This is a genomic window from Phyllobacterium sp. SB3 (genome assembly GCF_040009165.1).
Classification (GTDB): domain Bacteria; phylum Pseudomonadota; class Alphaproteobacteria; order Rhizobiales; family Rhizobiaceae; genus Phyllobacterium.
Genome location: NZ_JBDYKI010000002.1, coordinates 703,568 through 715,905, shown reverse-complemented (window position 1 = coordinate 715,905; position 12,338 = coordinate 703,568). Strand labels below are relative to the sequence as shown.

General features: G+C 53.5%; 13 protein-coding genes. 2 read left to right on the top strand and 11 right to left on the bottom strand.

All coding sequences use genetic code 11. The features are described from left to right. Positions 1-184 precede the first annotated feature (184 nt). Positions 185-1,318, top strand: a complete 1,134-nt coding sequence (locus ABKW30_RS09905) for an LCP family protein (RefSeq protein ID WP_348598726.1) — start codon at positions 185-187, stop codon at positions 1,316-1,318. A gap of 68 nt (positions 1,319-1,386) precedes the next feature. Here the strand turns inward: ABKW30_RS09905 and ABKW30_RS09900 are convergent, their stop codons facing one another. The 4 genes from ABKW30_RS09900 to ABKW30_RS09885 all read right to left on the bottom strand — a co-directional run bounded on the left by ABKW30_RS09900 (position 1,387) and on the right by ABKW30_RS09885 (position 5,193). Continuing rightward, positions 1,387-2,865, bottom strand: a complete 1,479-nt coding sequence (locus tag ABKW30_RS09900; protein ID WP_348598725.1) for a sodium:solute symporter family protein — start codon at positions 2,863-2,865, stop codon at positions 1,387-1,389. After that, a complete protein-coding gene (locus ABKW30_RS09895) occupies positions 2,855-3,064 on the bottom strand; it encodes a DUF3311 domain-containing protein (protein ID WP_348598724.1) in 210 nt (69 codons plus the stop codon). The genes ABKW30_RS09900 and ABKW30_RS09895 overlap by 11 nt, the downstream gene beginning before the upstream one ends. A gap of 108 nt (positions 3,065-3,172) precedes the next feature. Next, positions 3,173-3,817, bottom strand: a complete 645-nt coding sequence (locus ABKW30_RS09890) for a response regulator transcription factor (protein ID WP_348598723.1) — start codon at positions 3,815-3,817, stop codon at positions 3,173-3,175. Beyond that, on the bottom strand, positions 3,814-5,193 hold the full coding sequence (locus ABKW30_RS09885) for a cache domain-containing protein (protein ID WP_348598722.1): 1,380 nt from the start codon (positions 5,191-5,193) through the stop codon (positions 3,814-3,816). The genes ABKW30_RS09890 and ABKW30_RS09885 overlap by 4 nt, the downstream gene beginning before the upstream one ends. A gap of 209 nt (positions 5,194-5,402) precedes the next feature. On the opposite strand from ABKW30_RS09885, the gene ABKW30_RS09880 reads away from it, so the two are divergent. Beyond that, complete coding sequence (locus ABKW30_RS09880; RefSeq protein WP_348598720.1) at positions 5,403-5,777, top strand: VOC family protein; 375 nt, start codon at positions 5,403-5,405, stop codon at positions 5,775-5,777. A gap of 215 nt (positions 5,778-5,992) precedes the next feature. Here ABKW30_RS09880 and ABKW30_RS09875 read toward each other — a convergent pair whose 3' ends face one another. From ABKW30_RS09875 to exbD, 7 genes are all read right to left on the bottom strand, one after another. Then, positions 5,993-7,060, bottom strand: coding sequence for a type VI immunity family protein (locus ABKW30_RS09875; RefSeq protein WP_348598719.1), 1,068 nt, complete (start codon positions 7,058-7,060; stop codon positions 5,993-5,995). An 874-nt stretch (positions 7,061-7,934) separates the two neighbouring features. Continuing rightward, on the bottom strand, positions 7,935-8,855 hold the full coding sequence (locus tag ABKW30_RS09870; RefSeq protein ID WP_348598718.1) for a hypothetical protein: 921 nt from the start codon (positions 8,853-8,855) through the stop codon (positions 7,935-7,937). Between the two features lie 22 nt (positions 8,856-8,877). Then, complete coding sequence (locus ABKW30_RS09865) at positions 8,878-9,537, bottom strand: hypothetical protein (RefSeq protein WP_348598717.1); 660 nt, start codon at positions 9,535-9,537, stop codon at positions 8,878-8,880. A 78-nt stretch (positions 9,538-9,615) separates the two neighbouring features. Then, positions 9,616-9,774 (bottom strand): hypothetical protein, encoded by a 159-nt coding sequence (locus ABKW30_RS09860; protein ID WP_348598716.1) that lies wholly within the window; start codon positions 9,772-9,774, stop codon positions 9,616-9,618. A 394-nt stretch (positions 9,775-10,168) separates the two neighbouring features. Next, positions 10,169-10,996 (bottom strand): ATP-binding cassette domain-containing protein, encoded by an 828-nt coding sequence (locus ABKW30_RS09855; protein WP_348598715.1) that lies wholly within the window; start codon positions 10,994-10,996, stop codon positions 10,169-10,171. A 40-nt stretch (positions 10,997-11,036) separates the two neighbouring features. Then, on the bottom strand, positions 11,037-11,879 hold the full coding sequence (locus ABKW30_RS09850; RefSeq protein WP_348598714.1) for a TonB family protein: 843 nt from the start codon (positions 11,877-11,879) through the stop codon (positions 11,037-11,039). Beyond that, entirely contained in the window at positions 11,879-12,331 is a 453-nt protein-coding gene (gene exbD, locus ABKW30_RS09845; protein ID WP_348598713.1) for a TonB system transport protein ExbD, read from the bottom strand. Before exbD ends, ABKW30_RS09850 begins: the two co-directional genes overlap by 1 nt. Positions 12,332-12,338 lie beyond the last annotated feature (7 nt).

Below are 12,338 nucleotides of genomic sequence, written 5' to 3'. Positions count from 1 at the left end.
AACTCTCCTTTATGCTGTCGTATAATCCGGCTGCCGAAGACACCATTGTCAAAAACGCGCAGTGGCCGCCGAAGTTCCAAATCAGCAAGACGAGATTTGGGATTACACTTGCAATGCCCCGATGTATTCTGGCTCCTGGCACAATAGCTGGATTATCCGCTAGCGCATTAAGTGGACAATGAATTTGACCGAAGAGTCACTCAATCCGGAACAGAATCCGCCGACACAAATACGCCGCTGGATATTCTGGTCGATATTGATCGCAGCCGGCGTCGCATCGTTACTGCTCCTCGGTGCGGGTATCACGTATTTTACAATGGTCACCAATATCCGATACATCAAAGTCGCGAGCGATGAACTGGGGGACAAGCGGCCCGCCAAAGCATCCCCTGATGCAATGAACATCCTTGTGGTCGGGTCGGATCGGCGAGAGGGAAAGGGTCCCGCCCTTCGCGGCGAGCGCACGGATACGATCATGCTCGTGCACCTGCCGGCCTATCGGAAAGAACTGGCGGTCATCAGCTTCCCGCGGGATTTGCGTGTCCAACTACCAAGATGTGTCTCCCGGAACAGTTTTCCAGGACAACGGGCCCAGCGCGGCATTATCAACTCGTCATATAGTGCCGGGGGTATCGGATGCATCTGGAAAACCATGGAGACCCTCACCGGAATCCATATTGACCATTTCGTCATGGTCGATTTTACCGGGTTCAAGATGCTGGTGGATGCAGCGGGGGGAGTGGAGGTGTGTCTTCCCCAACCAATCCATGACCGCTATGTCGGGCTTGACCTGCCATCCGGATTGCAGGTTTTGCGCGGCGAACAGGCTCTTGGCTATGTCAGGGTCCGCCACGGTCTGAGCAATGGAACTGACATAGGTCGTATTCAGCGCCAGCAGCAATTCCTGTCTGCTTTGGCAAGGAAGGTAGTGGGCGATGGTGCGCTGATAAATCCTGTCAGGTTGTTCAGCTTGCTGAACGTAGCCGGCAAATCCATCACGACAGATCCGGATCTCACTCCCGGTCTAATGATGAAACTGGCTCTCGCCGTACGCGGGATATCGTTCGACAATATCCGCTTTTTGACCACACCCTGGCGTGATTCCAGCTATCCCGGCCGTGTGGAACTGCTGGATGGACCAGCAAAGAGATTGTTCCGTTCTGTCACCGCGGACCAGCCTTTCAACCGGAACGACCTCAAGTGGTCCGAACCCGCAATACCTCTGCGCGCGGAACGCGGATCCGAACAGGGGGCAATGATTATGGCGCCACCGTCAACGGTTGCAGCAGCGACACCATTCCCTTGCCCTCCCATTTGATCCGGAAAGAAAAGTACCCAGTAATTCCTGGAGGCAGCAGGAGAGTATCCGCTGCCTCACTTGACTGATCAAGCTCTGGCAATTGCCGTTCTTGCCGGAACCAGGGCATTGATTATGCATGCAACGGCGATATTTGCAGCCAGCGCCAGCAGGCCGGTATAGATGGTAAACTGGTTTTCGCCGAACCCGATGACGTGAAGCGGCTTCCAGTTTGCATCCCAAACCAGATACGTCCCACCGAAGAAGCCGACGAACCATCCTGCCAGCAGTGCTGGTGCGCGGAACCAGTTGGTATATAGCCCGAAGACCAATGCAGGAAGCGTCTGCAAAATCCAGATACCGCCCAAAAGTTGCAGGTCGAGAGCGAACTGAGTTGGCAGAAGCACGATAACAAGCAGCGCGCCGACCTTGACGAGCAGCGAGGTGATCTTCGCGACCTTCGCCTCACCCTCATCTGTCACCTGTGGATTGACATAGGCTTTCCAGAAATTGCGGGTGAAAAGGTTGGCAGCACCAATACTCATGACCGCTGCCGGCACCAGGGCACCAATGGCAATAGCCGCAAACGCGAAGCCGGCAAACCAGCTTGGAAACAGGCTTTGGAAAAGCGCTGGAACCACATCATTTGCACTTTCCAGCTTCAGGCCGGCTGCGTGACCCATATAGCCGAGCAGCGCCAGCAAACCCAGCAAAAGCGTATAGGCTGGCAACAGAACCGCATTCTTGCGAATGGTATCGCCACTGTTGGAAGCAAAGATGCCTGTCAATGTGTGCGGATACATGAAGGCTGCAAGTGCCGAGCCCAATGCCAACGTCGCATAAGCAACATACTGGTTGCCACCGAGCAACAGATTACCTGAACCCTTCGCCTGAAAAGCTGCATCTGCCGACGCAAATACATTGGCATAGCCACCAAGCTTCGACGGGATAAGGGCAACTGCGGCAATGACCACGATGTAAATCATGATGTCTTTTACAAATGCGATAAGCGCCGGTGCGCGTAGCCCTGCCGAGTAGGTATAAACGGCCAGAACGATAAAGGCGATGGCAAGTGGAATCTCGCCATGCAGCCCAAGTGCTTTCAAAGCAGCTGTCATGCCGACAAGCTGCAGCGCGATATAGGGCATTGTGGCAATCACGCCGGTGACTGCAACCGTAAGTTCCAATGCGCGCGAGCCATATTGGCCGTGCACCACATCGCCTGCTGTCACGTAACCATGGTCTTTGGCCCGCTTCCACAAGAGCGGCATGACAAGGAAGACCAGCGGGTACACTATGATTGTGTAGGGAAGCGCGAAAAAGCCGTAAGCGCCAACCGTATAAACCAGTGCTGGAACCGCAATCACCGTGTAAGCGGTGTAGAAGTCACCACCAACAAGAAACCATGTGATCCACGTGCCGAATGAACGGCCACCGAGACCCCATTCGTCAATATGCGCGAGTGTTTTCGGCTTGCGCCAGCGAGAGGCTACAAATCCCAGAACGGTGACGAGAGCGAAGAAGAAGATGAATACGGCGAGCGCCGTCATATCGATACTAGTCGTCATGACGCACGCTCCTGTAGACAATCCAGGTCAGGAATGCAGTAAGCGGCACCCAGGCAAGTTGATACCAATAGAAAAACGGGAACCCGAAGAGCACAGGTTCCACACGATTGTAGAAGGGTACCCAAAGAAGCCCGATGTAAGGTAGAATGAGTAGCCAGCGAATGGCCTTCACCCACGGTTTCGATAATTGCCGAGACATGCGTAGTACTCCCCAAAACCAACTGGCATGGTTTCTATGGAAGCGATAAAGTTGTTACAAGATTGCAAGGCTGCCGCCTGTCTTTGTCTACCCAGAACTGGGTAAGCGTTACAGGTCCATCTCACCCAAGCCATTATCCAGTGCATAGCGGACAAGACCGGCCGTTGTCGGAATATGGAGCTTCCGCTTTAGATTTTTTCGGTGCGTCTCCACTGTTGCATTGGAGATTCCCAGCTGGGCAGCAATATCCCGGTTGCTCTTTCCGGATGCGATCTGCACGAGAATAGACTTTTCTCGTGTCGTCAGCGGGATGGCATCATATTTGATATGGCGTTCGAGAAGTACATCCGGCACGCCGGTAGAGAAAAACGTTCCGCCATCGGCAACTACGGCAATTGCCTTTGCGATCTCGTCTGTGGGGACGTCTTTGAGCACATATCCGGAGGCACCCCGCATTACCGAAGAAGATATATACTCACGGCTATCATGCATTGACAGCATGATAATGCGGCAGCCAAGCCCCTCTTTCCTGAACATCTCGATTGCTTCGATGCCACTCACATTCGGCATATTGATATCCAGCAAAACAATGTCCGGGCCAGTATCACGGGCAATCTCAATCGCTGCACTGGCCGACCCGGCGCTGCCAACGATCTGGATGTGATCGTATGTTTGCAGGATAGCCCGTAGCCCATCAGCAACCAATGGGTGATTGTCTACCAACAGTACTTTGACGGGCGTTTTTTGTGTCATGCTGCGGCTGCTGCTTCTGCCGTGTAACGGGATGCTGATCTTGGCAGCATCGCTGTCAGCACGGTTTTCCCAGGTTCGCTCTTAACAAGCAGCAGCCCGCCGAAATGTGCTATGCGCTCCTGCATATTACGCAGGCCAAGACCACTATTATCCTGGCCGCTATCCATGTCAAACCCGACGCCATTATCAGTAATTGCCATACGGGCGCGACCATTCTCACTCCATATCCTGACACTCACTTCGCTCGCCTTGGCGTGTCGTTCAATATTGTTGAAAGCTTCCTGTGCCACACGGTACAATGCGGTACTGGCTTCCGGTTTCAGATCATCCAGGAATTTTGATGCTGCAAGGTCGCTGCTGATACCGGTTCGCTCAAGAAATTGGTTGCACAGTGCGGTAAGGGCAGCGGTGAGACCAAGATCGTCGAGAACACGCGGTCGAAGGCCATGCGAAAGTCTGCGAACCTCCTTGATTGCACTGTTCAATGCTTCGATACTCGAGTCGATGGCAATCAATGCCTGCCCGGACCCCGTTGCTGTCTTCCGTTTTGCCAGATCCATTGCGTAGCGCACGCTTACCAGATTTTGCGAGATGCCATCATGCAATTCACGCGATATGCGGGCCCGTTCCTCCTCCTGCGTGTCGATGACCCTCTGCGTCAGTCGTTTAAGTTTGCTATCCGCCAGACGGCGTTCCCGGAGCGTGATCAGCATGCACGTTGAAAACACGACGATGGTTGCCGGTACAGCGACAAGCGCAACAATGAGAAACGTATTGCCTATGCTTTGACGGAGTTCTGATTTCGCAGCCGCAGTCTGCGCAAAGACATCATCAAGATAGGCACCCGTTCCCACGACCCATCTCCATTTATCGAGACCTGACACAAAGGAGAGTTTGTCGGCCATTCGACCAGTAGATGGTTTCTCCCATTTATACTGATGCAGTCCGCCGCCCGCCTTCGCCACTGCAATCAGATTGGCAATAACATGATCGCCATCAGGATCGGTGATACCCAGCCAATTATGTCCGGACCGGAACTCCTGACGCGGGTGGACGATGCTGTCTCCGTCATAATCATAAACGAAAAAATATCCGTCCTGACCGTAATCAAGCCCCTTGAGTATTTCTGTCACTTTTCGTTTGGCATCGCCGTCGTTCGGGCCAGCGTTGAGATAAGTCGCGTTGATGGCGGACAAGGCCAGTGTTGTCAGGTTTGTGATCTCCGTTTCCTTCGAGTTCAACATGTTCTGTTCGAAGGTGTCGATACTGCTTCTGACCAGACTGGAGGACTGCCAGGTAATAAAGATGGTAACCGACAGGATGGCCGCAACCAGTGGAACGATTGCCAGGGCGATGATCTGAAGCCGTAAATTCACAACACGCCCCCTTTCCGCGTGGACCGCTGATTATCCAAATAAGATTGTTTATAGCCTGTTTACGAGTTGCATGAGTAGGCGCTAAATTTGATCACGCCGTGACAAAGCGCTCCAACTGGCCGCAGAGAAATCACCCATGCCCCCCATCTACCTGACTAAAGACGACGATATCTACAATCCCGTCAGTATAACGCAACTCAGGAGAACTCATGTTTGACCACGTCAAGTTCGGTGTCAGCGACTATGCAGCGAGCAAGGCCTTCTATCTTGAAGCACTCGCGCCGCTCGGGGTATGTGTTGTTGCGGAGGGAGAACCAACATATGGAGTTGAGCTTAGCCCAAAGGGGAAGGCCTCATTATGCCTCTACCAAACGGAAGAGAAGCCAGCGCATCTTCACTTGGCATTTACCGCGGAAAACCGTCAGCAGGTAGAAGCATTTTATCATGCTGCCTTGGAGGCTGGAGGCAACGACAATGGTGCGCCTGGTTTACGCCCACGTTACCACGCGAACTACTATGCAGCGTTCGTCATTGATCCTGATGGACACAATATTGAAGTGGTTTGCCACGAGCCCGAGAAATGAGCTTTCTATCCAGCGCAAAATATCAATTTCAGCAAATGCGCTACCACACCAAATCCAGACCAATAATGCTAATCTCTTTCATGGACGCCTCCTCCAAATGGTGATCAACGTCTCCACTCTGGCACATCAATGCCGTCGAGGGGGAGTCCACCCCGTCAAAACCACCTGATTGCCCACACTGCGAATTGAGCAACCGAACTGACGTAGCAATCCGTTCACTCACGTTCAAAGCGTCTGGACCACTCCTCGGTGAAGGCCATCGCGTCGACGTCGTCAGGAACGCCGAGATAGGGATACTCCCATTCCTCGTAACTGACCTCACGCAAGAATTCATCCACAGCGCGATAGGCCTCGGGAATCTTCCCTTTATTTATATCACCGAGATGGGGACGCTCACCTGCCTGAAACACCACCCCGCCCTTGTAAGGATGCAGAAGAACCTCGCCCCCTGCAATTACATGTGCCTTTTCAATACCACCTGCCCGCTCCAGCAGCTCGTCATTAACGGCTGTCAACCAGTTGACGTCCCGGATAACATCTGTCCGCCGGGTTATCTCCAGTCCGAAATTGACGCCATCTTCATATAAAAAACCGGGGAACCGGCGGTAAAGCGGATAGGCCCTGGCCGGCGCACCTGACGTGTAGGAATAGAACAACAGGGCAATGCCTGAAACTGCATAAAACACATTCAATGCCTGGCACGCATCGACAAAGGCGCCAATGACGCCTGCAGGATTCCGGTCGAGTTCCGCCAGCCGTGTCTGATACATAAGATTGCCGCCACCGCCGTGATACTTCTCGCTTGGTAGCAAACAGGTCAGATATTCGTGGACCGGATCTGTTGTCCGCAACAAATCCTGCGGCATATGTCGAATGTAGAAACTCATGGTTTCCATATTCTGAAGGTACTTTTCGGCATATAGGCCTTCTGTCAAAAACCGTCTTATATCTTCAGCGGACATGATCTGTTTGCCTCTGCCATCTCTCGAAAGCAGATTTATTCGCCCCTCAACTGCATCATAATAGCGCTCAGCCAGCTCAAGGGCGGCTTCGCGAATCTCCAGCTTGTGCGCATTGTTGAAATAGAAGCCGGCTGTCAGTCCGTACAACCAGTTGATAGCGCCTTCCGGTGGATAGGCGGATTCGTCAAGCTGGTTGAGTTCACCCCGTTCTTCAAGAATGGCTATCGAAGCCATCAACTCTGCAATCGTCAGCATTCCACGATCCTTATCGGATAGGAATGGCCCTGCCCGGTAGACGCGGCCCCCGGCAAAGACAGCCATATTGGCGGTTTCTGAAGCTCTCTCTTGATCTGTCGGCCTAGCTGGTCCCACTGCCGTTGACGCTCCTGCCCATACTCTTGAGCGTTGAATTGTTACTGTATGCTTTCGCCATGGCCCCAAAAATGGTCTCCGCTCTTACCGAGACAGGAGCTATGATCGTTGCTGAAAGCAAGAAAGCTATCACTTGGCGGTTTGGCGTGAGCATTATTTTCTCCGATCCGCAGCCCGAACCGATCGGTTCGATAATTCCCTACCCTAGACCATGGCTCAAAGGAAAATCAAGTTTGCGAGGGCCAATTAACAGTTTGTATCAGCCATACATTGCGGAAAGTATGCAACCGATCGAGAACGATTTCTGATAACCGAAAACTCAGGCAAAGAACCCGCTGTAAGCTAATTTCAAGGCTTCACGCATCGATTTTTGGAAAAAGCTCTCCACAACGGCTTCCCGGGTTGACGGACCATCATCGCGAAGAAAAGGCTCGTGCCCATCGTCACCAATCGGCAGCAGGATACTTAGTTCCTGTATAGCCGCCGCAATAAGTCTATAGTCTGAGATGCGGCTTATTTCTGATGCTTCTCTGAGGACAGTAAATTGACCAACGCCATCACTCAGGGTTCATAATCACAGCTGGGATGTTCTCGTATAGCCTCTTGTGCTGCAGATCGGTTCGGATGAAGCAATTGGTTACACCCTTCCCGGCTCCATAAACGTGCTGGTGCGTGAGGATGATCTAGCCGCACGACGCCGCTTTGATCGAGCGTGGATAGTTTACGAGCAGGACTAATACGAACTTAAGCGCTGCAGCCCAAGGCATAACAAGGCTGCGCATTTTCTCCAATGATGCGCCAGTAATGAAGTGCCCCACGCTGGCTACACCATCCGCCCGTCCTGCTCACTGACACGCGTTAACATCAGGCCATCGCGATATACCAATTGCAGGCCGTGCTCTTCATCCCATGCGCAACGGCATAAGAGTGCAATATAGATGACTGGCTCATCTCCGGTGTCATGCCGTTCGACCAAGAGTTCCTCAATCGTGACGTATCGCCAGATCTCGGCGGGGTCGCTGATTGCCATCATAGCCTGACGTTCGGCATCACCATCAGTGCCAACAAAATTCAAAAATTCCCGGCACTGAGACAGGACATGCAGGGAAGCATCCTCACGCGCTTCGGCTCTCATAGCGAGAAAATTCATGAGAGCCTTATCGATCAGGGCGACATCGCCTGCGGTGATTCCGGACATTGTCACAGGTAATGGCTCGCCGTCGGCAAGTGGCAGTGCGAGCGGTGCCGCCGCCTGCCAAAATCCGCTGGAATCCGGAACGATTTCACCTGCTACATCGGACATGAAAGGTTGTAGCACCGGCCGCGGCTTCGGGAATTCAAAGACGTTTGCAAGAGCCGTGAAGGCGGTTTCACGTTCAGATTCAGTCCGCTCAACCCACGGTGCAAAATTTCGGCCAAGCTCCTGCATATTCGTGCGCACCAGCAGGCCCGTTGTCTCAATTTCGAAAATGACGGCTGGCGCGGTGGCAAGGATTTTCAACGAGCGGTAATCAAAACTTGCCGGCAAACGAAACCAAACCTCTGAAAGCGGCTCCGCCACTTTCAGGACGAAGCTGACATCTTCACCCAGCACCGGCTTTGCATTGTACTGCGGATGAGATGGGAGGATTGCAGCCAGCACGGAGGGACTGTCGCATGCTGCTAGCGGAGTTGATTGCAAGAATGCCTCCAAGGTAACTGGATCACCTGTGAGAAGAGGCTTCAGTGCGATCTGTGGTTCCATTATCCCTGCCTCCGTTCACTGTTCAATCTCGATTCCGTTTCGCCTGGTTGAAATGCACCCATCGCCAGAATGGATCGCTGGACGTTGCCCCGGAACTGTCCGGAACATTACCAACAATTTCAGACGCCGTTCGGGGGATGGTTACATCGTAATGACTGGTCAGCCAAGTTCGATAGGCATCGTTGACAACAATGCGCCTGCCACCGGAATCATCGGGTACTGCATTTGGATCATACAGGCAGTCGCCACTGATTTCCTCGTAACCAATGCCCAGCAGGCGCAGAAAATCGAGCGGCGTAGGTGCCAGGATACACACTTGGCCTTCTGAGCCCAGATTTACAATCTGTTGCTGACCTGTGTCATCCATCCAGAACGCAGCATAAGATCCATCGCCGCCCGTGCGTGCGAATGGAACGAGACGCTCCGCGACATCTGGAACAGCATTGCCAAGCCACGCTTCGCCGGATTCCTGCGCCTGCTCGGCTGTTTCGATCCGGAGAAGAATGACTGTTCCCTGATGCGGGCCATCCGAAGAACAAAGCATCCCGAGGCGATCTCCGGGAAAGCGCCCGCTTGGCATGAAGAAGCCGTTCGCTTCGATCCAGTCGAACAGAGCTTCAAACTCATCCGGCAGCCGCATCGTTGCCGGAAGCCTCGCACGCATTTCATCCGCGTATTTCATTGATTATTCCTTCCGGTTGGCTTTTCTACCCGGCAATTCAAGCATCAGGCATCTTCGTTCAAAAGCTCTATTCCACGGTCATTCAGAGCCTTCAACAGACGCCTGTTTGTCAGATAGTTCTTTGAGGCTTTTGAAATCAGCGCGTTGCCCGGTGTTAAGCTCGTCAAAAAGTTGACGCGGCATGATGGCAGGATCCTGCTGATAGCGTTTCATCAAACTTAGTACGCTTTCACGCAAGCTCACCCCATGCCGTTTGATAGTCGAATCGCTCGAGCAATCCTACCGCCATCCTCCCGTTCGGGATTCGTCAGCATTTCGTCAAGTAACGTCAATTCGACCCCATCTTAACCTCGTCCGCCAGCGAATCCCCATTCGCAACGGGTATCCCAACCTTATAATCTTTCAATATTAAGGAAAACCCAAGAGCGCCTCTAGGAGAGAGGTTTAGCAGCAAGCGAATAAAAACAATGCCTTAACTCGAAATCAACCCAAAAATGCAAACTGAGATGAGTCAATTTTTTTGGCGAAGAGTCAGACTACTTGGCGAGCAAGAAATGCCTTGGCATGCAGATCCTGGCAAACCTGCTCTTCCAGGCTGAGCGGCAGGAAACATAGCGCCAACCGACCAGAATTACCTCACAAAGCTGACAGGTACGCCGGACGAGGGATGGCGAATGACATCCATGTCTATGCCATAAATTGCACCGAGGCTTTCGGATGTCATGATTTCGTCAGGAGTGCCGCGTGCGATCAGCTTGCCGGAATGCAGAGCTATGATTTCGTCACAATAGCGGGCGGCCATGTTCACATCGTGCAGGACCACAACGACACCAAGCCCCTTCTGACGTGACAGGCGATGCACCAGCGAAAGGATTTCAACCTGATGCGCTACGTCCAGTGCCGAGATCGGCTCGTCAAGCAACAGCCATTCGGCATCCTGAGCGACAAGCATGGCCAACCAGACGCGCTGACGTTCCCCGCCGGAAAGCGTATCTACCAGACGATCTGCAAAACCGCCGATGTCAGTCAGTTCAATGGCTTCATCGACCTTTTCGCGGTCCTGCTTGCCAAAACGCCCCAGTGCGCCATGCCATGGATACCGCCCCAGTGCCACAAGTTCCTTGACGAGCATGCCGTCCGCCTGTGGCGTATATTGCGGCAGGTAGGCAACCTTGCGGGCAAATGGCCGAGCGCCCCACTCATCTATAGCTTTGCCTTCGAATATTACAGTGCCCGAACTTGGTGGTTGTTGCCGGGCCAGGATTTTTACCAGCGTCGACTTTCCCGAGCCATTGTGTCCAATCAAGCCGGTAACGCGGCGCGACTGTAGTTTCAGCGAAAGCGGCTGCAGCAGCGTGCGCGATTCAATTGCAAAGCTTACATCGCCAAGTTCCAGCAGAGCGTCACTTACCCCGGGATCTGTGTGCTGCGTCTGGGTGTGTCCGACTGTTTCGGTCATTGACCACTCCTTGAAAGTATTTGTTTATTTAAATCGCGCCCTACTGGATACGGAAGGGTACCGTGAAGCTCTGGCGCGATACATTCACCTCGTCAGGCGCAGATGGAACCGGCGATGCGCTACGCACGGTATTGAGCACACTTTGATCTAATTGGCTTGATCCGGAGCTCCCAACGACGCTCGACGAGACAATATCGCCGGACCTGGAGACAACAAATCGTACAGTCACTGTTCCCGATCCATCCGCTCTGGCTCTTCTGGCCCGGCGGACAAGATAGGCTTGGACACGTGTACTCCATTTCTCTGCCTGACGCGCAGAGGAAGCACTTGGCGCCGCCTGCCGCTTTTCCTCTACCGGCTTGTCGTTTACGACTTTTGCGGTGACAGGCTTCTCTACCTTGCGAACGATCTTCTTCTCTACAGGTTTTTTGGGCTTCTCCTGCACGGGACGAACGACAGGAAGCGGAACCTCTACCTTGGGTAGCTCAACAAGCTCTTCCGTCTGCTCTTCGAGAGGCTCAACCTCTTCAGGTTCCGGTTCCGCTTCGGCCACTTCTTCGACCGGCTCAATCTGGGGCTCGGGTTCAGGTTCCACTTCCGGTGTTGCTGCTTCCTGCTCGGCAACTTCCGGTTCTATAGGCTCGGGCTCGATGGCAGGTTCTTCTTTCACCGGTTCAGCAACCACAGGCGCTGGCATGGGCTCCATATCGATCATGATCGGGGCGGCAATATCGCCCCCTTCATCCTCCGGCTGGTATGTGTGTATTGCCAACGCCGCACCGGCATGGACACCGACTACAACAATCCCGGCAATTGTCCAGCGCCCGACCTCGCGCCAGTCGGGGTGCAGCAGTCCGCCCAGAGTGCTTGGCCTGCCCACCATTACTGTGCGTTTCCGCCGGGTGCAGCAAGCGGTGCACTTTCAAGGCCGACAAGCGCGATCTTGAGGTAGCCGTTGGAGCGCAGATTATTCATCAGGTCCATCAGTGCGCCATAATCGACTGCGCGATCAGCCCGCAGGAAAACGCGGGTCTCCTTGTCGCCCCTGGTCTGCTGATCAATAAAGCCCCCAAGCGTGTCGGCACTCACGGTGTTGTTGCCGATTGCAATGGTCTTGTCGTCCTTGAGCGTCAGATAAAGCGGCTGATCCGGTCGCGGCACGGGCGTCGCTGTGGAAGCTGGAAGATCGACATTGATATCGACTGTCGCCAGAGGAGCAGCGACCATAAAAATGATGAGCAGGACCAGCATGACGTCGATGAACGGCGTCACATTGATTTCGTGATTTTCCTGCAATTCGTCGTCGGAAACATTGTGCCTGATACCGCCAGCCATTTTTCGC

Bases quoted from the DNA above. Each gene is read 5' to 3' on its own strand.
- ABKW30_RS09900 (WP_348598725.1), bottom strand. From the start codon at position 2,865: ATGACGACTAGTATCGATATGACGGCGCTCGCCGTATTCATCTTCTTC.
- ABKW30_RS09895 (WP_348598724.1), bottom strand. From the start codon at position 3,064: ATGTCTCGGCAATTATCGAAACCGTGGGTGAAGGCCATTCGCTGGCTA.
- ABKW30_RS09890 (WP_348598723.1), bottom strand. From the start codon at position 3,817: ATGACACAAAAAACGCCCGTCAAAGTACTGTTGGTAGACAATCACCCA.
- ABKW30_RS09880 (WP_348598720.1), top strand. From the start codon at position 5,403: ATGTTTGACCACGTCAAGTTCGGTGTCAGCGACTATGCAGCGAGCAAG.
- ABKW30_RS09875 (WP_348598719.1), bottom strand. From the start codon at position 7,060: ATGGCTGTCTTTGCCGGGGGCCGCGTCTACCGGGCAGGGCCATTCCTA.
- ABKW30_RS09870 (WP_348598718.1), bottom strand. From the start codon at position 8,855: ATGGAACCACAGATCGCACTGAAGCCTCTTCTCACAGGTGATCCAGTT.
- ABKW30_RS09865 (WP_348598717.1), bottom strand. From the start codon at position 9,537: ATGAAATACGCGGATGAAATGCGTGCGAGGCTTCCGGCAACGATGCGG.
- ABKW30_RS09855 (WP_348598715.1), bottom strand. From the start codon at position 10,996: ATGACCGAAACAGTCGGACACACCCAGACGCAGCACACAGATCCCGGG.
- ABKW30_RS09850 (WP_348598714.1), bottom strand. From the start codon at position 11,879: ATGGTGGGCAGGCCAAGCACTCTGGGCGGACTGCTGCACCCCGACTGG.
- exbD (WP_348598713.1), bottom strand. From the start codon at position 12,331: ATGGCTGGCGGTATCAGGCACAATGTTTCCGACGACGAATTGCAGGAA.